Source organism: Nocardia sp. NPDC004860, assembly GCF_040609015.1.
In the GTDB taxonomy this organism is placed as follows: Bacteria; Actinomycetota; Actinomycetes; order Mycobacteriales; family Mycobacteriaceae; genus Nocardia.
In genome coordinates this window covers 111,958-131,852 of the sequence record NZ_JBEXJI010000014.1, presented here as the reverse complement: position 1 = coordinate 131,852, position 19,895 = coordinate 111,958, and the positions used below count along the sequence as shown (strand labels likewise).

Below are 19,895 nucleotides of genomic sequence, written 5' to 3'. Positions count from 1 at the left end.
CCCTATGTTTCCGGTATGCGAGTGATGATCGTCGCGATGCTGGTCCTGCTGTGCTGGGGAATCGGTGGGGGCAAGGCCGAAGCGCAACCCGGACCTGCCGATCCCGAGCAGGAGCAGGTGGCCTTCGACAGCGACGGGGTGACGCTGCGCGGGGCGGTCTACCGGCCCACCGGGGCCGGGCCGCATCCGGGAATCGTGCTCATCGGCGGGTCGGGGCCGGGGCCTCGGGCCGAATACCATCCCGAGGCAGCAGCTTTCGCGCGCGCGGGCATCACTACGCTGGTTGTGGACAAGCGCACTGTCGGATACTCGACCGGCCACCGGGACTTCTCAGTACTGGCCGACGATGCGCTCGCCGGGGTGCGACTGCTGCGCGATCGGCCCGATGTGGATGCCGCTCACGTCGGGCTGTGGGGGTTCAGCGAGGGCGGCTGGGTGGCGACACTCGCGGCGTCCCGCTCGTCGACGGTCGGGTTCGTGGTCACCATCGGCGGGTCAGGACTGACACCGTTACGCACCCAAACCTGGTTTCTCTCGAATCTCCTGCGGCACAACGGTGTTTCCGGCCACCTTCCGGATGCAGTGAGCGGCCCCGGTGCTGCCGTGGTCGACGGACTCGGCGCGTTCCCGGAAGCGGACTACGACCCGGTGCCCGCTCTGCGGCAAGTGCGAGTGCCCGTGCTGGCGCTGTGGGGCGACCACGATGTGAAGGTGCCAAGCGGCGAGAGCGCGGCGATCTTCCAACACGAACTGGCAGCCGCCGGAGATCACTCGGTGACAACACGTTTCGTACCACAGGCCGGCCACAACGGCCATCGCACTACCGACGGCTTCGACAGCGTCGGCGGCGAGATCTTCGAGGGCAAGCCGCTCGGCGAACTCGACCCCGGCTACACCGACGTCATGACCGACTGGATCCACACGGTAGCGGCCGATCAAGCACCACCCACCAGCGCTGCCACCCCGCCCCAGCAGCCAGCCAGCCGCGCGCCAGGCACCCACCCCGGCCTCGAGTACGCAGCACTGGCTGCCCTACTGCTCGGCTTCGCCACCTACCCACTCTTCGCCCTCGGACGGATGATACTGCGACGCAGTCCATCCGAAGCCGGCCGCAGACCACGCCGGGCAGCTCGAGCAGTATCCGCCATAGGACTGCTGGCGACCCTGGGCACCGTGACCTACGTCGTAGGAATCCTGGCCGCAGGTGCCAAGCTACCGCCAACAGCCTTCACCCTCGGCCAGCCCCTACCCTGGCTCCTGCTCCACGCGCTGGCATTGGCCGTCCCCCTGACCGCAGCCATCCTGGCCCGGTCCGCGTGGCGCGTCCGAGCCCGAATGGACGCCCCGCTCCGTCGGCAAACGCTCGTACTGCTCACAACTGCAATGGCATTCGTGCCCTGGGCCCTGCACTGGCAATTGTTCAGCCGATGAGCCGGGTCACCACCGCAATCCGCGCATCGCCCCGGAACGTTCCTTGATCAACCGGACAACAGCGCCAGTTCCGTCATCTTCCGTGCCACCGCCCCAACTTCGGCTGCGGACAGCGGGAGTGCAACATATTGGCAGGCAGCAACATCAACACCATTGCCGTGAGGACGCACCGTTCCCACTACACCACCGACGTAGTAGCACCGCGTCGACTCCCACCCTCGCCGGGACTGAAGGTCAAAGAAGTATTCGACGAACTCACAGAGATAAGCGGGCTCGCCTGCCAGGCGAAGTCCCGTCTCCTCCAGCAGCTCCCGATCGAGAGCATCCAGACGCCCCTCTCCCGGCTCGAGACCCCCACCGGGCAAATCCCATCTCCCCTTCTGCCCGGTGCCGTCTCGAACCAGCAGCACCGCATTGTCGCAAAGTGCCACGAGGTAGGCGGACGTCCGTTGGACCAGTTCATTTTCGGGCACCAGGTGAGCATCGCCGTTGATGTCACAACACAGATACATCCTGCTCATGCGGCCTCCGGGTCGGGCCGAACCTCCCACGGACACAGTTAAACCTGCGCCCAGCCTCGCTGAACGCCCTGGTGAGCATGATCCGCTCAGGCCTGGCAACACGCCAGAGCCGAAACGCAGCGATAGGCTAGCCCCATGGCCGACGAACAAGAAGTCCCAGCCGAGCTACTCGCGGGTGATGCTATCGAGTCGCCGGAGGAGACGACCAAACGGAAGTTCCGGGAAGCACTCGATCGAAAGAATGGCCACACCTCCGCAGGCAGTTCCGCCCAACACTCCGCCAAGGTCCGCGGCACACACGCTCAGGCAGGCGGCAAACGCACCTTCCGCCGCCGAGCGGGCGGCTGATCCAGCGAGGAACGGCGAAGGCCCGATCCGAGTGGACCGGGCCTTCGCCCTCGCTAGCATCCATCCATGCTCACCGCGTGCGGAGGATTCCTGCTGGCCGTCCTCTGGATGGATCTGATCTTCGACAGCCAAGTGCTGCCTCACCGCGCGGAACCCGAATTACCCACCGAGGTAATCGAATCCATCGCCGCCTACTACCGCCGGGCGACCACCACGTCCCGCCCGATGAGCGCCCTGATCGCCCTGGTCATGGTGATCCTGTTGGCGGGCCTGGTCTTCCAACTGCTCCGCGGCCACCACCCTCTCTGGGTCCCCCTGCTCGCACTCGTACTGGCGCTCGCGGCGATTGCCCCGGCTGCCCTGCGCACCGTCCCCAACGCGGTCCGGCTGGGCTCCCGCGTGGATCCGTTCCCCGAACAGTCCCGCCTTGCCCGCCTCATTCTTCGCGACCACATCACCAGCGCGATCTGCATGCTCGCGTTCGTCATCCTGTGGTCGGTTCAGCCCGTATTCACCTGATCGCGGTTCAGCCGGACGCGGGTGCCGGGTCCAGGTCTCGAACGATATCCGCGAGGGTATGACGCCGCTCCCAGGAGTGGGGGTCGTGCCACATCGATCGGCGCCGAGCAGGAGGCTCGTACCGCGGAGCAGCGGGCCTGGTACGAGAATCGCAAGCAACGCCGTGTCGACCACCTGGTTGCGGCCGGAACCGATTGTGCCCCGAATCCTTACGACGAAGGCCCGGTCCGTGTGGACCGGGCCTTCACAGTGGAGCTGCCGGGAATCGAACCCGGGTCCTCCGCCGCATCTTCAGGGCTTCTCCGTGTGCAGTTCGCTATGCCTCTGCTCGGATCTCCCGGTCACGCGAACAAGCCGAGATGACGATCCCAGTCGCTGTTAGGTGTCCCGTCCGGCGCCGCGACCGCGTCGGACGGTAGAGCCCTCTAGCTGATGCCAGGGACCGGGTCGAGGGCGAACCCGGGCTGACAGACACGCTTCGTTGCTTAGGCAGCGAGAGCGTAGTCGCGCTGATGAGAATCGGCGCTTATAGGGTTACAGCGACGCTTATACGGTGGTCTCCTGCCTGCACCGACACGCTTCCCCTGAATCAACGTACGCAGTCGAAACCGTTCAGCCCCGAATGTGTTCACCGATTCAGATGAACTACCCGGCTCTCACCGGGCTACCTATCCTAACACCGAACAAACCTTGGTTCATTCCATTAACGCGCCGTCAGCCGGGGGTCCCGGGTGTCAGCCGCGCATGCCCTTGATGCGGCGGCCGAGTTCGCGGGTGACCTCGCGTTCGGCGTCGCGTCGGGCCAGGTCCTGGCGCTTGTCGTAGTCCTGCTTGCCCTTGGCGAGGGCCAGTTCCACCTTGACCTTGCCGTCGGAGAAGTACATCGACAGCGGGACCAGGGTCAGGCTCGACTCCTTGGTCTTGCCGAGCAGCTTGTCGATCTCGCGGCGGTGCAGCAGCAACTTTCGGGTGCGGCGCGGCGCGTGGTTGGTCCAGGTGCCGTGCCCGTACTCGGGTACGTGCAGGCCGCGCAGCCACACCTCGCCGTCGTCGATGGAGGCATAGGCGTCGACCAGCGAGGCCTTGCCCTCGCGCAGGCTCTTCACCTCGGTACCGACCAGCGCGACCCCGGCCTCGTAGGTCTCGAGGATCGCGTAGTTGTGCCGCGCCTTCTTGTTGCTGGCGATGACCTTGCGCCCCTTTTCCTTCATGTCTCCTCTATCGTCCCGTCGCTGCCCGGAGTGCCCAACCAGCTTACGGATGCTCCGGCCCGAACCCGCACGGTGACGGAATCGGGCCTCGTTGTTCAACCACGCCGGCCGGCGTCTTGTTCCGGTGGCCGGGACGCGTCCAGCCCGTCCCGGCGGGCCCGGTGTTAGTCATGAGAACAGCACTGGCGTGAGCCAGTTCACAGCGACTCTCCTCGAAAGGACTTCCGTGCATACGGCTTTCATCCGCATCAAGGTCGATCCCGCGGCCGCCGACCGGGTCGCGCAGGCGATGCTGACGCTGACCGCGCCCACCCTCGCCGAACCGGGCTGCCACACCTACGAGTTCTACCGCGACCAGGACGACCCGTCACTGTTCCTGTGCTTCGAGCACTGGGATTCACGCCAGGCGCTCGACGCTCACGGCTCGACTCCGCACGTGCAGGCCTTCCTCACCGAGTTCGGGCCGCACATCCAACTGTGGGAGCAGAACCATACGACCGCGCTGGCCTGAACCGGTCCCGGCCGGAACGGGACGTTCCGGCCGGGGCGGTGCCATGCCTCGCGCTGCTCGTACTGGTCAGACATTCTCCCGCGAGTCGAGGACGACCTTGGCGCCCGGAGCGGCCGCGACCTGCAGGGTCCGCAGGCGCAGCAGGACCGGGTTGTCCGTCAGGAGCTTCGCGGTATTGGCCAGCGAGCGCAGGGCGGCAGCCTCGGCGCGGGCGCGCTCGAGTTCGGCGCGGCCGCGTTCGCGCGCCAGCACCGTTTCGAGGGCGGCCTTACGGAGCTCGCCCGGGAGCATGAGGTCCTTGGCGCGAAGGCTCTCGACACGAATGCCGAAGCGTTCGACGGCGGCCGCCACGCGCTCGGCGCCCGCGCCGAGCCGGGTACGGTCGGCGATCAGCTCGTCGAGGGTGTGCGCGGCCACGAGATCGCGAGCGACCTCCTGGACCGTCGTGTAGAGCACCGTCTCCGCGGACTGGGCTCCGGTGGTGAAGGTCACCGGATCGGTGACCACCCAGTCGCCGACGAAGCTGACGCGCAGCGACAGACCATCGCGGGTCAGCAGCTCCTGGCCGCCGACCTGCAGCAGACGCGGGCGCATGTCGACCGTCACCAGGGTGCAGCGCTCCTTGTTGTAGCGGTGCCGGCCGGGGCCGAGAACCTCCCGCAGGGTGCCGTCCTCGAATCGCAGCGTGCGCTGGTATTCCATGACCGTCTTGTATTCCATGACCGTCGTGAACATGTGTATCTCCTTCCCCCACAGTGGTTTCGGCGTGACCGGGCACGCCTCGCCCGGTCACGGGACCGCGGCGGGGGCGTCCCCCGACCGAAGTCGGGGAGCCCGCAGGGCCACGGCACCGCACCCGACCGGGCAAGGCGTACCGGTGAAGGGAATCGAACCCCGGCAGATTTGTTCTGCGCCAACCTGAATGACGTGGCCGCCCTCGAACGGGGAATACGATCCGGAGATTCCGGGGCACCCCTCGAACGACCGGGACCCACGGTAGTCACGGTATCGCGGTGCACGCCAATGATTTTCGGGCACGGATGAGACGTGACATACAGAAAGGCCCTTCAGCATTCGCTGAAGGGCCTTTCTCAGTAGTCCCGACGGGATTTGAACCCGCGCTACCGCCTTGAGAGGGCGGCGTCCTAGGCCGCTAGACGACGGGACCAGGTCGCTCGCTGCGATCCGTGGACCGCGGCAGCTCCGAAAGCTTATCGTGCCGCCGCCCAGCAACCAAATCGCCTGCTAATGGACGTGCGCGAGGTCATTTCCGGACATCGATCACTGGTAGTCGGGCGGGAGCTCGTCGAAGTCCGGTGGCGCTTCGTCGGGCCAGGGGATCTCGTCGGCGGGGGTGAAGGTGGCCGGGCTCGGTTTCGGCGCAGCAGCCGGCGCGGCGCCGAACCGCGAGGAGCGCCGCTCGGGGACCGCGGATTGCGGGCTCGCGCTCGAGGTCGCGGACCGCGATCCCGGGGACGACGCCGCCGACCGGCCGGTCGGCGCGGCGACGCCGGAACCGGAAGCCGGTGCGGAGCTGGATGTTTCGGCGCCCGAACCGCCGGCGGCGATCACTTCCAGCACGCCCTCACCGTATTTGGCGCGCTTGTTCTCCCCGATGCCGGAGATGCCCGCGAGGTCGGACAGGGTGGCGGGTTTGCGGGTGGCGATCTCGCGGAGGGTGGCGTCGTGGAAGACCACGTAGGCGGGGACGCCCTGCTCCTTGGCGGTGGCCGCGCGCCAGGCGCGGAGCTTTTCGAACAGGTCGGTATCGGACTGGCTCAGGTCGCCGGCGGCCAGGCGGGATGCCTTGGCGGGCTTGGCGGTTCGGGCGGCCTTGGCGCGTTCGGGCTCACGCCGGAACATGACCTGGCGCTTCTCGAACAGCACCTGATTGCTGGCGTCGGTGAGGGTGAGCACACCGTAGTCGCCGTGCACGGCGAGCAGACCCTGGGCCAGCAGCTGACGCACGACGCCGCGCCACTCGATGTCGCGCAGCTCGGTGCCGATGCCGAACACCTTCAGCTCGTGGTGGGCGTGCTGCTCCACCTTGGGATTGCGCTTGCCGATCAGGATGTCCACGATATGGCCCGCGCCGAAGCTCTGACCGCGTTCGCGTTTGAGCCGAAGGACGGTTGAGAGCACCTTCTGGGCGGGCACGGTGCCGTCCCACGCCTCGGGCGCGTTGAGGCAGGTGTCGCAGTTGCCGCAGCGCTCACCCTGCTGACCGAAGTAGGCCAGCAGCTGGACGCGGCGGCACTGCACGGTCTCGCAGAGCGCGAGCATCGCGTCCAGGTGCAGTTGCAGCTGGCGGCGGTGCATGGCGTCGCCGTCGGAGGAGTCGATCATCTTCCGTTGCTGCACAACGTCACTGAGGCCGTACACCATCCACGCGGTGGAGGGCTGCCCGTCGCGACCGGCACGGCCGGTCTCCTGGTAGTAGCCCTCGACCGACTTGGGCAGATCCAGGTGTGCGACGAAGCGCACGTCCGGCTTGTCGATACCCATGCCGAAGGCGATGGTGGCGACCACCACGAGCCCGTCCTCGCGCAGGAACCGCGCCTGGTTGGCCGCGCGGGTGCGATTGTCCAGCCCCGCGTGGTACGGCACGGCTTCCACGCCATTGGCGGTCAGGAAGGCCGCGGTCTTCTCGACCGAATTGCGCGAGAGGCAGTAGACGATGCCCGCATCGCCGGCGTGCTCGGTCTGGATGAACGAGAGCAGCTGGTGCTCGGGCCGATTCTTGGCCTCGATCCGGTATTGGATATTGGGCCGGTCGAAACTGGCCACGAAGTGCTTGGCGCGGGTGAGGTCCAGCCGCTCGGCGATCTCCTTGCGGGTGGCCTCGGTCGCGGTGGCGGTGAGCGCGATGCGCGGCACGTCCGGCCAGCGCTCGTGCACCATCGACAGGCCCAGATAGTCGGGCCGGAAGTCGTGGCCCCACTGCGAGACACAGTGCGCCTCGTCGATGGCGAAGACCGAGATCTTGCCCCGATCCAGCAACTGCGCGGTGGACTCCAGCCGCAGCCGCTCCGGTGCGAGGTAGAGCACATCCAGCTCGCCCGCCACGAATTGCGCCTCGACGGTGCGCCGTTCGTCGGGGAACTGGGTGGAGTTCAGGAATCCGGCGCGCACGCCGACGGCATTGAGCGCGTCCACCTGGTCCTGCATGAGCGCGATGAGTGGTGAGATCACCACGCCCACGCCCGGGCGCACCAGCGCCGGAATCTGATAGCACAGCGATTTACCGCCGCCGGTGGGCATGAGCACCAGGGCGTCGCCACCGGCGATCACCTGGTCGACGATGTCCCGCTGCGGTCCGCGAAAACTGTCGTACCCGAACGTCTTTCGCAGCACCTGGTGCGCCGGATCACTTCCGGCGTCATCCAGGTTTCCGACTACGGTCTCGACCTCCGGCGCACTCACGCCCGCAATCCTACGGACACCGCCCGACACCGGAATGCCGTTGTGGCCAATGGCCCGGACTTCGCACCCTGTGCGAGTCGAGAAGGCTTTGGGGGTGGAGCGTGGCCTCTATTCGCGGACGTAGTACCGAAGCGCGGCATATGCCGTGAGAGCGGCGAATCCGATACCGATCGGTGTGACGATCATCGCAACGGCCGCGATGTCGTCGCCCGTGATCCGCGGCAGCACCTGGTCGTTGAACAGCGACCCCAGCGCCCGGTTGATCACCAGCGGTTGCGCGACGAACAGACCGCCCACCGCCAGCACCGATCCCACCAGCGCGGCCAGCACCGCCTCCAGCAGGAAGGGCAGCTGCGTGTACCACCGCGTGGCGCCGACCAGCCGCATGATGCCGACCTCGGTCTTGCGGGCCAGCGCCGCGACCTGAACCATATTGGCGATCAACAGCAGCGCGGCCAGCGCCTGCAGCGCCGCCAAACCGAAGGCCGCATTACGCAATCCGACGAAGAAGCTGACCAGCCGATCCACGATATCCATGTCATTGAGCACGGTCATGACGCCGGGCCGCTTGGAGAAATCGTCATAGATGGACCGGTATTTGGTGACATCGTCGAGCTTCACCCGGAACGAGGAGGGCAGCCCGTCCTTGCTCACCTCGTCGGCGAGCCCGGGCTGATCCTTGAAGGTGGTCTCCCTGACCTCCTTCACCGCGTCCTGGCTGTTGACGAACTGCACGTTCGCCACATAGTCGTGCTTCTTCAGATCCGCCATGAGCGAGGCGCACGGCTGCCCGGTGCAGTCCGGATCGGTCTTGGAGACCTGATCGTCGAGATACAACCGGATCTCGACGCGCTGGACGTAGTAGTCCTGGATCTTGTCCGCCATGCGAACCGCCAGCAGACCGCCGCCCAGCATGGTCAGCGACACCGCGGTGGTGAGGATCATGGCGATGGTCATGGTGACATTGCGGCGCAGGCCGGTGAAGACCTCGCTGAACAGGAATCCCGCGCGCATTATCGGCCCACCCCGTACACGCCCATCTCGTCGTCGCGCACGATGCGCCCGCGGTCGAGTTCGACCACGCGCCGGCGCATGGCGTCGACGATGGTGTTGTCGTGGGTGGCCATGACGACCGTGGTTCCGGTCCGGTTGATGCGTTCGAGCAGCGTCATGATGTCCTGGCTGGTCTCCGGGTCGAGGTTGCCGGTCGGTTCGTCGGCCAGCAGTACCAGCGGCCGGTTCACGAAGGCGCGAGCGAGCGCCACCCGTTGCTGTTCACCGCCGGAGAGCTCACCCGGCAGCCGGTCGGCCTTGCCGGCGAGGCCGACCATGTCGAGCGCCTCGGGCACCGAGCGATTGATGAATGCTCGTGATTTGCCAATCACTTCCAGCGCGAAGGCCACGTTCTGTTCCACGGTCTTCTGCTGCAGCAGCCGGAAATCCTGGAACACGCAGCCGATGCGCTGGCGCAGTTTGGGAACCTTGCGCCCGGGCAGCCTGTCGACCCGGAAGTCGGCGACCCACACCTCACCGGTGGTCGGCTTCTCGTCCTTGAGCAGCAGCCGCATGAACGTGGACTTTCCGGAGCCCGAGGGCCCGATAACGAAGACGAACTCGCCTTTTTCGATATCGACGGAGATATTGTCCAGCGCCGGCCGCGTCGAGGTCTGATACGACTTGGTGACGTTGCGCAGGGTTATCACGGGGAGCCAGTGTAGCCAGCACGCCGCCGCGGCCGACTACACCGCGCGGACTCGGGCTCAGCGGCCCGTGTGCTCGGAAGTGTTTGGCAGATAGTTGCTGAGCATGGTGTTCACGATCGGCGGGGTGCTGTTGGTCTCGTGTTGGGTGGGCTTGACGAAGACATACAGCACGAATGTTCCTACCCACACGGCCATCAGGATCGCCGTGGACTTACGCATTCTCTTAATCAGCACCGACACTGAGACCCTCCCGGCGCAACGCGGCGGCCACCCGCACCCGCAGCTCGCGCCCGACTTCGAACTGTTTGCCCGGCAGCGTCCGGGCCACCATCTTGATGTTCATCTGGTTGACGGTGAGATCTTCGACACCCATGACGGTCGGCTCGTCCAGCAGCAGTGCTTTGAGCTTGCGATCGGCGAAGGCCTTGGCCCCCACCTCGCGCAGGATCTCGTTGACCTTGTTGATGTCGGCGGTGGCGGGAACGGGCACGTCGATGGCGGCGCGCGCCCAATCCTTCGACAGGTTGGTCACTTTCACGATCTGACCGTTCGGGACGGTTATCACTTCGCCGTCGGCACTACGCAGCGTCGTGATGCGCAGCGTGACGTCCTCGACCGTACCCTCGGCCTCGGTCGAATTGCCAGTGACCGCGATGCGCACGACATCGCCGAAGCCGTACTGCCTTTCGGTGATCAGGAAGAATCCGGCGAGCAGGTCCTGCACGATCCGCTGCGCCCCGAAACCCAGGGCGGCGCCGAGCACCGCGGCCGGGGCGACCAGTCCGCCGAGCTCGAAACCCAAGCGCCGCAAGACTTCCAGCGACACCAGGAAGTAGACGATGGACAGCACCACCCAGGTGATGACCTGCGCCAGCGCATGCCGATGCTTGGCCGCCTCGGACCGCACCAGCGAATCGCTGCTGCGGAAGCCGGCGTCGATCTTGCGAGTGATGCGGTCGCGCACGAAGGTCGCGGCGCGACTGAACAACATGGCGCCGACGACCAGCAGCACGATCTCGAGACCGCTGGACCGCAGCCAGTTCGCGAAATCGGCTCCGGTGCCCGCGGCGAGAATCGAACTCATGCCCTACCCCTGGGTCGCCTGCTCCCGCATGCGCCAGCGAATGACGCAACCTCGGAAACAGCTCACTGGTTCTGGCCTTCTCGCATCCTCCAGCGGATGCCGGACTCGATGAAAGCATCGATGTCGCCGTCGAGCACGGCGGACGGGTTGTTGACCTCGTAACCGGTGCGGAGATCCTTGACCATCTGGTACGGGTGCAGCACGTAGGAGCGCATCTGGTTGCCCCAGGACGCGCCCTCGTTGGTCTTGAGCGCATCCATCTGGGCGCGTTCTTCCTGGCGCTTGCGTTCGAGCAACTTGGCCTGCAGCACGCGCATGGCCGAAATCTTGTTCTGCAGCTGCGATTTCTCGTTCTGACAGGTGACGACGATGCCGGTCGGGATGTGGGTGAGGCGGACCGCGGAGTCGGTGGTGTTGACCGACTGGCCGCCGGGGCCGGACGAACGGTAGACGTCGACCCGGACCTCGTTCTCGGGAATCTCGATGTGGTCGGTGGTCTCGACCACCGGCAGCACCTCGACCTCGGCGAAGGAGGTCTGGCGGCGGCCCTGGTTGTCGAACGGGCTGATGCGGACCAGGCGGTGCGTGCCCATTTCCACCGAGAGCGTGCCGTACGCGTAGGGCGTCTTGACCGCGAAGGTCGCCGACTTGATGCCCGCCTCCTCCGCGTACGAGGTGTCGTAGATCTCGACCGCGTACTTGTGGCCCTCGGCCCACCGCACGTACATGCGCATGAGCATCTGCGCCCAGTCCGCGGCGTCGACGCCGCCCGCGCCGGAGCGGATGTTGACCAGCGCCTCACGCTTGTCGTATTCGCCCGAGAGCAGGGTCCGGACCTCCATGGCCTCGACATCGGCGTGCAGGCTGGCCCGCTCCGAATCGGCGTCGGCGAGCGCGGCCGTGCGATCCGCACCTTCTTCCGCCTCGGCGAGCTCGTAGAGCACGGGCAGATCATCGAGCCGCTGGCGAAGGTCGCGCACCCGGCGCATTTCACTCTGCGCGTGGGAGAGCTGACTGGTCACACTCTGCGCGTGTTCCTGGTTGTTCCACAGCTCCGGGTCGGCCGCCTGCTGCTCCAGCTCGTCGATGCGGCGAGCCAGCTCGTCGATGTCGAGCACCGACTCGATGGTCTTCAGAGTCGTGTCGAGTTCGGCCAGATCAGCGGAGACGTCAGGATGCACGATGTTCAAGGCTACCCCGCCTCCGCTCCCCCGCCTCCCCGAGCCTTCAGCGGACGGCTGAGTGCCGCAATCACTTATGCACCCGTACCGACGTTGGGAGCCGAACCGATTTTGGACGTACCCGGGGAGTTACCCCGATCGCTACGAAATCAGTTGTCATCTCTCGAACGGGACAAGGACCGCCACCAGGCGCTATCGCGACATTCACCCGGCGACGGCGCGCAGTCCGCCCGGGCGGCGGCCGACGAGGCGGTCCAGGGCCGTGGCGGTGGCGTCGTCGGCCGGGAGGTAGACCATGAGGAATTGGTCGTCGTCGGCGGAGAGGTTCAGGGTTTCGTAGGCCAGGCGCAGGGGACCCGCCTCGGGGTGGGTGAGGCGGCCGACGCCATTGGTGTCGGGAAGGCCGGGGAGGGTGTCGAGGCGGCGGGTGAATTCGGGGCCGACGGTGGCGGCCAGTTCATCCATGAGGGCATCGACGTGGGGATCGGCGCGGCCGGGGCCCTGTTTGAGGGTGGCGACCACCTTGTCGGCCTTGTGTTCCCAGTCCGGGTAGGCGTCGCGGGCGCGCGGGTCGGACAGGACGTAGCGGGCGTAGCTGCCGGGCAGACCGCCGTCGAGCAGGCCGATCGGGCCGAACAGGGCACGGTAGCCGTCGGTCACCGCGAGGATCTCGCTCAGCCGGTTCATGATGGCGGCGGGTGCGGGTTCGAGTTGATCCAGCATGGCCTGCACGGCCGGGCGGATGCGGCGGTTGGGCCCGGAACCGCCGCGGCAGTTGAAGTTCGGATCCCCGGCCTTGGCGAAATTGAGCAGGTGCACCCGTTGCGCCGGGGTCAATCGCAGCGCGTCGGCCAGCGCGATCAGCACGGGCGCGGACGGGTGCCGGTCGCGGCCCTGCTCCAGCCGGGTCAGGTACTCGACGGAAACTCCTGCGAGTGTGGCCAATTCGGCGCGGCGCAGGCCGGGCGTGCGGCGGCGCGGACCCGTCGGCAGGCCCACTTCGGCGGGCGTGACCGCCTCCCGGCGTAGCCGCAGGAACAGGCCCAGCTCGTTCTCACTCACATATTCGACGCTAGCAACGGGCGCGGCTCTTATCGTGTCCCTGCCACTACCACCCTCAGCGTGGTCTCCCTAGCGCCCGGCCGGGCTCGCAGAGTTGATCTCGAGCGGCCGGCCGGTCGCGGCGAATCTCGAAGGAGACACAACAATGACCAGCACTCCCCTGCGTCTCGCGGTGATCATCGGCAGCGTCCGCGAGGGCCGCTTCGGACCGGTGGTGGCGAACTGGTTCACCGAGCGAGCCCGCGCCCACGGCGGGTTCGAGGTGGATGTCATCGACCTGGCCGACTACCCGCTGCCGCACGCCCTGCCCGCCGTCTCGCCGCTCATGGACCCGAACCCGGTGCGCCCCGGCAATACCGCCGAGCTGGCCGAGCGACTGGCCGACGCCGACGCCTTCGTGGTCGTCACGCCCGATATCAACCGCAGCTTCCCGGCCTCGCTGAAGACCGCGATCGATTGGCACTTCACACAGTGGGATCGCAAGACGGTCGGATTCGTCGGCTACGGCGGCAGCACCGGCGGCCTGCTGGCCATCGAGTCCCTGCGCACGGTATTCAACGAACTCAACGCCCACACCGTCCGCTCCACCGTCACCTTCCCCCGCTACTTCCTGCACTTCGCCCCCGACGGCACCCTCCCCAACCCCACCGAATTCGACGACTCCGCCAACCACCTCCTCGCGCAACTCCACTGGTGGGCAACCGCCCTCACCGCGGCCCGCACCGCCGCCGTCCCCGCGTGATCGGCGAGTGGCACGCCGGCGAGCACAAAAAAGGGCAATTCACCTCACCGGTGTGCCACTCGGTGTTGGGGACGTGGGACACCACCTGTTAACGGGGGAGGACTAACGTGCTGGGGCGTGACCGGATATTCCGCTGACCTGGAACTCGCGCTGAAGCTGGCCGACGCGGCCGATGGGATCACCCGTGAGCGGTTCGGGGCGCTCGATTTGAAGATCGATTCCAAGCCGGATCTGACGCCGGTGTCGGATGCGGATCTGGCGGTCGAGCGGACGCTGCGGGAGATCCTCGCCGTCGAGCGGCCGGGGGACCTGGTGCTCGGCGAGGAGTTCGGCGGGGACGTCGAATTCAGCGGCCGGCAGTGGGTCATCGACCCGATCGACGGGACCAAGAACTTCGTGCGCGGGGTGCCGGTGTGGGCCTCGCTCATCTCGCTGCTCGAGGACGGCGTGCCGGTGGTGGGCGTGGTCAGCGCGCCGGCGCTGGCGCGACGCTGGTGGGCGGCGACCGGTCACGGCGCGTGGAGCAGTTTCGAGCAGGGTGAGCCCCGGGCCATCTCGGTGTCGGCGATCGCCGAGCTGGGTGCGGCCAGCCTCGCGATCTCCAGCCTGTCGGGCTGGCGGGCCATCGGACGCCGGGCCAAGCTCATCGCGCTCACCGACGAGGTGTGGCGGGTGCGCGGGTACGGCGACTTCTTCGGATACACCCTGCTGGCCGAGGGCGCGGTCGACATCGTCACCGAACCCGAACTGTCGCTGTGGGATATGGCGGCGCTGGACATTCTCATTCGCGAGGCGGGCGGCACCTTCACGGCGCTGGACGGCAAGCCGGGGCCGCACGGCGGGAGCGCGGTGGCGACCAATTCGCATCTGCAGGACCAGGTGCTGGCGGCCTTGCAGGCCTGATCCGGGCCGGAGGTCCGAGCCTCAGCCGAGTTGCCGCATGGCGGGCCACATCTCGGACCAGGGGCGGCGGGGTGTGCGGCACAGGGTGATCGCGTGTCCCTGCTCGAGATTGCGGATGTTCAGCCCATTGTCCGAGCGCCCCAATGGTTCCGGATCCACGCAGAAGCGGCTCACCCGGTCGGCGGGCATGCCGAGGACGAGCACCTCGTGCGCGCCCGGCGGCGGGCCCCACCACCAGTACGCGTTGTGCACGCTGTGCGGGGTCGGCAGGTTGTAGCGGCCGCCGAAGTGTTCGAGGGCGGCGGCCTCACCGTAGTTGGCGGTGAGGAGGTCGGCGTCGGGCGCGGAATGTGCTCGGACATCGGCGATCTGCGCGGTGAACTGCGGCCAGCCGACGGTCTCCCCCGCCTCCTTGTTGATCGCGAGCAGAGCCGACGGGTCCCGGAGGGCGGACATCGGGAGCACGGGCAGGAAGACCACCGCCGAGAACACCGCATTCAGCGCAATGACGAAAGTCAGTGCGGCAAGCCGTATCCGATGCCCGCTCAGCCGCGGCTCCAGTCCGACGGCACCCGCGGCCACCAGCAGCGGATACATCCCGCCGAGGTAGTACGCCTTGCCGACCATGACCAGGTAGCCGACGAACAGCATCGCGTAGGCGACGGCGAAGGCCCGGTAGCGCCGCCACAGCCACCACAGGCCGAACGCCCACAGGGGCACCAGCAGCACGCCGATCAGCCCGAATTGCAGGAGCACGAACCCGATTCGCGAATTCGAGCTGCCGGAGGATCCGCCCGCGATGGCCCGGCTCAGCGCCCACTGCGGCCAGCCGTTGCGCGCCTGCCACACCACGTAGGGCGCGCTGATCACCGCCGCGATACCGAGGGCGAGCGGGAAATACCTGGTGGCGAACACTTCTCGCGGTCCGACCAGGAGCAGTGAGAAGGCCAGCGCGGCAAGGGGAACCACGATCAGGGCCTTGTTCTGCACCCCGATTCCGGCCAGCGCGCCGATCGCGAGCCACCATCGTGGATCGGCATCCGGCCGCAGCAGACACAGGACCAGCAGCATCAGTACCGACCACACCGCGAGATCGATGTCCGCCGTACTGAGGGTGTGCCCGGCACCGGCCACCACGGCCGCCGACGCCATGGTCCCGGCCGCGACCGCCTGCGCCACCCGGCCGCCGCCGAGTTCACGGGCGGCGAGTCCGGCGCAGATCACCACGGTGGTAGCCGCCAGCGTCGCCGGAAGACGCAGCAGCAGTACGGAATTCGGATCGATGGCCGACATCGCGCGGGCCAGTAGTGGCACCAGCGGCGGCTGATCGGGATAGCCCCAGTCCAATCGCCGTCCCGCGGCCAGAAAGTAGAGCTCATCGCGGTGGTACCCGTACCGTCCGGAGAGCGCGGTGAGCAGCACCGCGAAAATTCCGGCTATCCAGTACGTTTCACCACCCGAGGCGTTGACCGGCCGTTCGCGCATCCCCCGCATCGTCGCATCTCCGGGGCGGCCGGGCCACCGGTGCCGGGGGTACCCGGCGCGGGCTGCGGTCCCGCCACCGGGCGCGTTGCTACGCTCTGCTATTCAGCGTCGCTACGCCGTTGTCTCTCAGCCGAGCGGGACGCAGACCGAGCCGAAGTCGAGGAACGGGCCGCCGGGGGCAGCGGAGCCCACACCGACCGAACCGAGTCCGATCTCGGTGCCGACGCCGCTGATGCAGCCACCCGTGCCGGATCCGGTGCCCAGGCCGACGCCGGAACCGGTGATGCCCACATCGATCGGCTGCAGCTGCACGTCGGCGCTGGCGTTGGGGGCGGCGAGGAAGAGACCGGCGGCAATGATGCCCGCCGTTCCGAGCGCGATCTTCATATGTACGAACCTCCATCAGGAGCGGGTTATGCGCCGACACCCTAGCCCACCTCGGGCGCGTCTGAAGCATATTTGTTTCACTAGATCCGAGCGATACCGGTCGGTAAGTTCGAACGGCTGCCCTGACCTGCTGATTCGACAATCCTCGACGTCAGTTCTTACTCTGAAGTAAGATAGTCTTACTCAGGAGTAAGATTGCTGGGCAGGATCACCCACCTCCTCGATAGAAAACTGGTGATTATGAGCACTCGAGACACCGCAACGAAGCGGGATACCTCCGCCGTTGGCCTCAACCCGGTCAAACGCGACTGGATGGGCGCGGCGATGCGGGTCATGACGACCATCACGGGATCGGAGCTGGCGGAGAAGTACAAGCTGCGCAAGCCGATCGAACGCATCACCTACGAGGGCACCAAGACCGGGTTCCGCACCCTGGGCGCGGCGACCCGGGTGTTCGAGAAGGTCGCGGGCGGTGGCGCTCCGAAGCGGCTGCCCGCCAACGAGTCTCGCAAGAAGGACTACTTCGACCTCACCCCGACCGACGAGCAGCAGATGATCGTCGAGACGGTGCGCGACTTCGCCGGCGAGATCCTGCGCCCGGCCGCGTACGAGGCCGACAATTCCGCCAAGGCCCCGCGCGACCTGCTCGAGCGCGCCGCCGAGCTGGGCATCACCCTGATCAACGTGCCCGAGGAGCTCGAGGGCGCGGCGTCCGAGCGGGGCGCGGTCACCAATTCGCTGGTGGCCGAGGCGCTTTCGTACGGCGACATGGGCCTGGCGTTGCCGATCCTGGCGCCGAGCGGTGTCGCGATCGCGCTGTCGCAGTGGGGTACCGACGCGCAGCAGCAGACCTACCTGGGCGCCTTCACGGGTGAGAACGTGCCGCAGGCCTCGGTCGTCGTCGCCGAGCCGCAGGCCCTGTTCGATCCGTTCGCGCTGCGGACCAAGGCCACCCGCTCCCCCAGCGGTTTCCGCCTCAACGGCGTGAAGACCCTGGTCCCGGCCGCGGGTGACGCCGAGCTGTTCATCGTCGCCGCCGAGCTGGACGGCCGCCCCACCTTCTTCATCGTCGAGTCCGGCACCGACGGTGTGGTGATCGAGGCGGACCCGAGCATGGGTATGCGCGCCGCGGGCCTGGGCCGGCTGGTGCTGAACAATGTGGCCGTGCCGGCCACCGCCCTGCTGGGCGACTCGGAGGGCGCACAGCGCGCCGAGGAGTACGCCGACGCCGTGCGGCTGGCCCGGCTGGGCTGGGCCTCGCTGGCCATCGGCACCGGTCAAGCCGTGCTGGACTACGTGATTCCGTACGTGAAGGAGCGTGAGGCGTTCGGTGAGCCGATCGCGCACCGCCAGGCGGTCGCGTTCATGGTCGCCAATATGGCGATCGAGCTGGACGGTCTTCGGCTCGTGACGCTGCGGGGTGCGTCGCGCGCGGAGCAGGGGCTGTCCTTCGCCCGCGAGGCCGCGCTGGCCAAGAAGCTGGCCACCGACAAGGGTATGCAGATCGGGCTCGACGGCGTGCAGCTGCTCGGCGGCCACGGTTTCACCAAGGAGCACCCGGTCGAGCGCTGGTACCGCGATCTGCGCGGCGTCGGCGTGGCCGAAGGCATCGTCCTCATCTGACCCGACTTCTCAACGGAGAGACCACTCATGATCAATCTCGAACTCCCCAAGAAGCTGCGGGCCAGCGCCAACCAGGCCCACCAGGTCGCGCAGGAGATCTTCCGTCCCGCGTCGCGCAAGTACGACCTGGCCGAGCACGAATACCCGGTCGAGCTGGACACCATGGCCGCCATGGTCGAGGGCCTGTCCGACTCCGGCTCGGCCGACGTCTCCGGCGCCACCGGCGGCCGCAAGGCCGGCGAGAAGACCGAGGGCGCCGGGTCCGCCAAGGACGCGCACGCCACCGAGCTGCTCGGAAACACCAACGGCGGCAATATGTCCGCGCTGATGAACGCGCTGGAGACCTCGTGGGGCGATGTCGGCCTCATGCTGTCGATCCCCTACCAGGGTCTCGGCAACGCCGCCATCGCGGCGGTCGCCACCGATGAGCAGCTGTCGCGTTTCGGCAAGGTGTGGGCCGCCATGGCCATCACCGAGCCGTCCTTCGGTTCCGACTCCGCGGCCGTGTCCACCACCGCGGTGCTCGACGGGGACGAGTGGGTGCTCAACGGCACCAAGATCTTCGTGACCGCCGGTTCGCGCGCCACCCACATCGTGGTGTGGGCGACCGTCGACAAGTCGCTGGGCCGCGCGGCCATCAAGTCGTTCGTGGTGCCGCGGGATGCCAAGGGCCTCACCGTGTCCCGCCTCGAGCACAAGCTCGGCATCAAGGCCTCCGACACCGCCGAGCTCCGCCTCGAGGACTGCCGCATCCCCAAGGACAACATCCTGGGCTCGCCGGAAGTCAATGTGGAGAAGGGTTTCGCGGGCGTCATGCAGACGTTCGACAACACCCGCCCGCTGGTCGCCGGCATGGCCGTCGGCGTCGGCCGCGCCGCCCTCGAGGAACTCCGCACCGTCCTCACCGACGCGGGCATCGAGATCTCCTACGACAAGCCGGCCAACAACCAGCACGCCGCCGCCGCGGAATTCCTCCGCCTGGAGGCCGACTGGGAAGCCGCCTACCTGCTGTCGCTGCGCGCCGCGTGGATGGCCGACAACAAGAAGCCCAACTCTCTCGAGGCTTCCATGTCCAAGGCCAAGGCCGGCCGCATGGGCACCGACGTCACCCTCAAGGCCGTCGAACTCGCCGGCACCACGGGTTACTCCCAGCGCACCCTCCTGGAGAAGTGGGCCCGCGACTCGAAGATCCTCGACATCTTCGAAGGCACCCAGCAGATCCAGCAGCTCATCGTCGCCCGCCGCGTGCTGGGACTGGGCAGCGACAAGCTGAAGTAAGTTCTGGCACAACGGAAAACCGGTGCGAGCCGCGTTCTCGGCTCGCACCGGTTTTCTCGTCTTCGGACGCCCTCGCCCGTGGTGGGTTAGTCCGAGCGCCTTCAGCAGGTTGCCGATAACCGGGAGGCAGTCGGCGCTGCCGGTGCTGGTTTGCGCGGCGGACACGGTCACGGGCAATGTCGCGGTCGGGGGTGGGAGCCAGGGTATCCAACGCCGCTGGCGCAGCCATAGCTTCGTATGGTGTGTGCACCTGTGGTGGTCGGCGTCCGCTGCACAGTGGCAAGCAGATTCGGGCCCGGCGTATCGGTAGTCGAATCGGTCTCGGTTCACACTGAATCCCCGATCTCGAAGTCGCCGATCGACGGACGACCAGCGCTGGCCGCCGGGTACGTGCTGAAACTGGCGGTCAACTGGGGCGCGGCCGGGCGGCGGCCACTGTATGACCTGCTCCGTGACGCCGTCGGCTGGCCCACGCGACTCGGC

Annotated in this window: 20 protein-coding genes, 1 tRNA gene and 1 other RNA gene; 8 read left to right on the top strand and 14 right to left on the bottom strand. The window is 67.4% G+C overall.

The window, feature by feature from the left end:
* Positions 1 to 15 precede the first annotated feature (15 nt).
* Positions 16 to 1,431 carry a prolyl oligopeptidase family serine peptidase gene (locus tag ABZV44_RS24730; RefSeq protein WP_354840581.1) on the top strand — a complete coding sequence of 472 codons (1,416 nt, stop codon included), beginning with the start codon at positions 16 to 18 and terminating at the stop codon, positions 1,429 to 1,431.
* A 47-nt stretch (positions 1,432 to 1,478) separates the two neighbouring features.
* Here ABZV44_RS24730 and ABZV44_RS24725 read toward each other — a convergent pair whose 3' ends face one another.
* Entirely contained in the window at positions 1,479 to 1,952 is a 474-nt protein-coding gene (locus ABZV44_RS24725; protein WP_354840579.1) for an NUDIX domain-containing protein, read from the bottom strand.
* 135 nt (positions 1,953 to 2,087) lie between these two features.
* Between ABZV44_RS24725 and ABZV44_RS24720 the strand changes: the two genes are divergently transcribed.
* Together ABZV44_RS24720 and ABZV44_RS24715 are read left to right on the top strand one after the other, a co-directional pair.
* Entirely contained in the window at positions 2,088 to 2,300 is a 213-nt protein-coding gene (locus ABZV44_RS24720; protein WP_354840576.1) for a DUF5302 domain-containing protein, read from the top strand.
* 66 nt (positions 2,301 to 2,366) lie between these two features.
* Positions 2,367 to 2,819: a hypothetical protein gene (locus ABZV44_RS24715; protein ID WP_354840573.1), complete on the top strand. Its 453-nt coding sequence runs from the start codon at positions 2,367 to 2,369 to the stop codon at positions 2,817 to 2,819.
* 247 nt (positions 2,820 to 3,066) lie between these two features.
* Here the strand turns inward: ABZV44_RS24715 and ssrA are convergent.
* Positions 3,067 to 3,439: a transfer-messenger RNA gene (gene ssrA, locus ABZV44_RS24710) on the bottom strand.
* 114 nt (positions 3,440 to 3,553) lie between these two features.
* Positions 3,554 to 4,030, bottom strand: a complete 477-nt coding sequence (gene smpB / locus ABZV44_RS24705; RefSeq protein WP_154787106.1) for an SsrA-binding protein SmpB — start codon at positions 4,028 to 4,030, stop codon at positions 3,554 to 3,556.
* A gap of 226 nt (positions 4,031 to 4,256) precedes the next feature.
* Here smpB and ABZV44_RS24700 point away from each other — a divergent pair, with 226 nt between their 5' ends.
* A complete protein-coding gene (locus ABZV44_RS24700) occupies positions 4,257 to 4,541 on the top strand; it encodes a putative quinol monooxygenase (RefSeq protein ID WP_354840570.1) in 285 nt (94 codons plus the stop codon).
* A 66-nt stretch (positions 4,542 to 4,607) separates the two neighbouring features.
* Here ABZV44_RS24700 and ABZV44_RS24695 read toward each other — a convergent pair whose 3' ends face one another.
* The 9 genes from ABZV44_RS24695 to ABZV44_RS24655 form a co-directional block, all read right to left on the bottom strand.
* Positions 4,608 to 5,276 carry a slipin family protein gene (locus ABZV44_RS24695; RefSeq protein WP_354840567.1) on the bottom strand — a complete coding sequence of 223 codons (669 nt, stop codon included), beginning with the start codon at positions 5,274 to 5,276 and terminating at the stop codon, positions 4,608 to 4,610.
* 360 nt (positions 5,277 to 5,636) lie between these two features.
* A tRNA-Glu gene (locus tag ABZV44_RS24690) sits at positions 5,637 to 5,709 on the bottom strand.
* 113 nt (positions 5,710 to 5,822) lie between these two features.
* The gene (gene recQ, locus ABZV44_RS24685) at positions 5,823 to 7,928 is read right to left on the bottom strand and encodes a DNA helicase RecQ (RefSeq protein WP_354840829.1); all 2,106 of its coding nucleotides are present in this window, start codon (positions 7,926 to 7,928) and stop codon (positions 5,823 to 5,825) included.
* A 144-nt stretch (positions 7,929 to 8,072) separates the two neighbouring features.
* Positions 8,073 to 8,978, bottom strand: coding sequence for a permease-like cell division protein FtsX (ftsX, locus tag ABZV44_RS24680; protein ID WP_354840564.1), 906 nt, complete (start codon positions 8,976 to 8,978; stop codon positions 8,073 to 8,075).
* Entirely contained in the window at positions 8,978 to 9,667 is a 690-nt protein-coding gene (ftsE, locus tag ABZV44_RS24675; protein ID WP_354840562.1) for a cell division ATP-binding protein FtsE, read from the bottom strand. The genes ftsX and ftsE overlap by 1 nt, the downstream gene beginning before the upstream one ends.
* Before the next feature lie 57 nt (positions 9,668 to 9,724).
* The gene (locus ABZV44_RS24670; RefSeq protein ID WP_354840560.1) at positions 9,725 to 9,886 is read right to left on the bottom strand and encodes a hypothetical protein; all 162 of its coding nucleotides are present in this window, start codon (positions 9,884 to 9,886) and stop codon (positions 9,725 to 9,727) included.
* A 4-nt stretch (positions 9,887 to 9,890) separates the two neighbouring features.
* Complete coding sequence (locus tag ABZV44_RS24665; protein ID WP_354840557.1) at positions 9,891 to 10,751, bottom strand: mechanosensitive ion channel family protein; 861 nt, start codon at positions 10,749 to 10,751, stop codon at positions 9,891 to 9,893.
* 62 nt (positions 10,752 to 10,813) lie between these two features.
* On the bottom strand, positions 10,814 to 11,932 hold the full coding sequence (gene prfB / locus ABZV44_RS24660; protein ID WP_354840554.1) for a peptide chain release factor 2: 1,119 nt from the start codon (positions 11,930 to 11,932) through the stop codon (positions 10,814 to 10,816).
* A gap of 204 nt (positions 11,933 to 12,136) precedes the next feature.
* Positions 12,137 to 12,994 carry a helix-turn-helix transcriptional regulator gene (locus tag ABZV44_RS24655; protein ID WP_354840551.1) on the bottom strand — a complete coding sequence of 286 codons (858 nt, stop codon included), beginning with the start codon at positions 12,992 to 12,994 and terminating at the stop codon, positions 12,137 to 12,139.
* A 145-nt stretch (positions 12,995 to 13,139) separates the two neighbouring features.
* Between ABZV44_RS24655 and ABZV44_RS24650 the strand changes: the two genes are divergently transcribed.
* Together ABZV44_RS24650 and hisN are read left to right on the top strand one after the other, a co-directional pair.
* Positions 13,140 to 13,736 (top strand): NAD(P)H-dependent oxidoreductase, encoded by a 597-nt coding sequence (locus ABZV44_RS24650; protein WP_354840548.1) that lies wholly within the window; start codon positions 13,140 to 13,142, stop codon positions 13,734 to 13,736.
* A gap of 117 nt (positions 13,737 to 13,853) precedes the next feature.
* Positions 13,854 to 14,639: a histidinol-phosphatase gene (hisN, locus tag ABZV44_RS24645; protein ID WP_354840545.1), complete on the top strand. Its 786-nt coding sequence runs from the start codon at positions 13,854 to 13,856 to the stop codon at positions 14,637 to 14,639.
* Positions 14,640 to 14,660: 21 nt separating this feature from the next.
* Here hisN and ABZV44_RS24640 read toward each other — a convergent pair whose 3' ends face one another.
* Together ABZV44_RS24640 and ABZV44_RS24635 are read right to left on the bottom strand one after the other, a co-directional pair.
* Positions 14,661 to 16,124, bottom strand: a complete 1,464-nt coding sequence (locus ABZV44_RS24640) for a glycosyltransferase family 39 protein (RefSeq protein ID WP_354840542.1) — start codon at positions 16,122 to 16,124, stop codon at positions 14,661 to 14,663.
* A gap of 126 nt (positions 16,125 to 16,250) precedes the next feature.
* The gene (locus ABZV44_RS24635) at positions 16,251 to 16,511 is read right to left on the bottom strand and encodes a hypothetical protein (protein WP_354840539.1); all 261 of its coding nucleotides are present in this window, start codon (positions 16,509 to 16,511) and stop codon (positions 16,251 to 16,253) included.
* Positions 16,512 to 16,751: 240 nt separating this feature from the next.
* On the opposite strand from ABZV44_RS24635, the gene ABZV44_RS24630 reads away from it, so the two are divergent.
* Both ABZV44_RS24630 and ABZV44_RS24625 read left to right on the top strand, forming a co-directional pair.
* Positions 16,752 to 18,134: an acyl-CoA dehydrogenase family protein gene (locus ABZV44_RS24630; protein WP_354840536.1), complete on the top strand. Its 1,383-nt coding sequence runs from the start codon at positions 16,752 to 16,754 to the stop codon at positions 18,132 to 18,134.
* Positions 18,135 to 18,161: 27 nt separating this feature from the next.
* Positions 18,162 to 19,412, top strand: coding sequence for an acyl-CoA dehydrogenase family protein (locus tag ABZV44_RS24625; protein ID WP_354840533.1), 1,251 nt, complete (start codon positions 18,162 to 18,164; stop codon positions 19,410 to 19,412).
* The last annotated feature ends 483 nt before the right edge of the window (positions 19,413 to 19,895 follow it).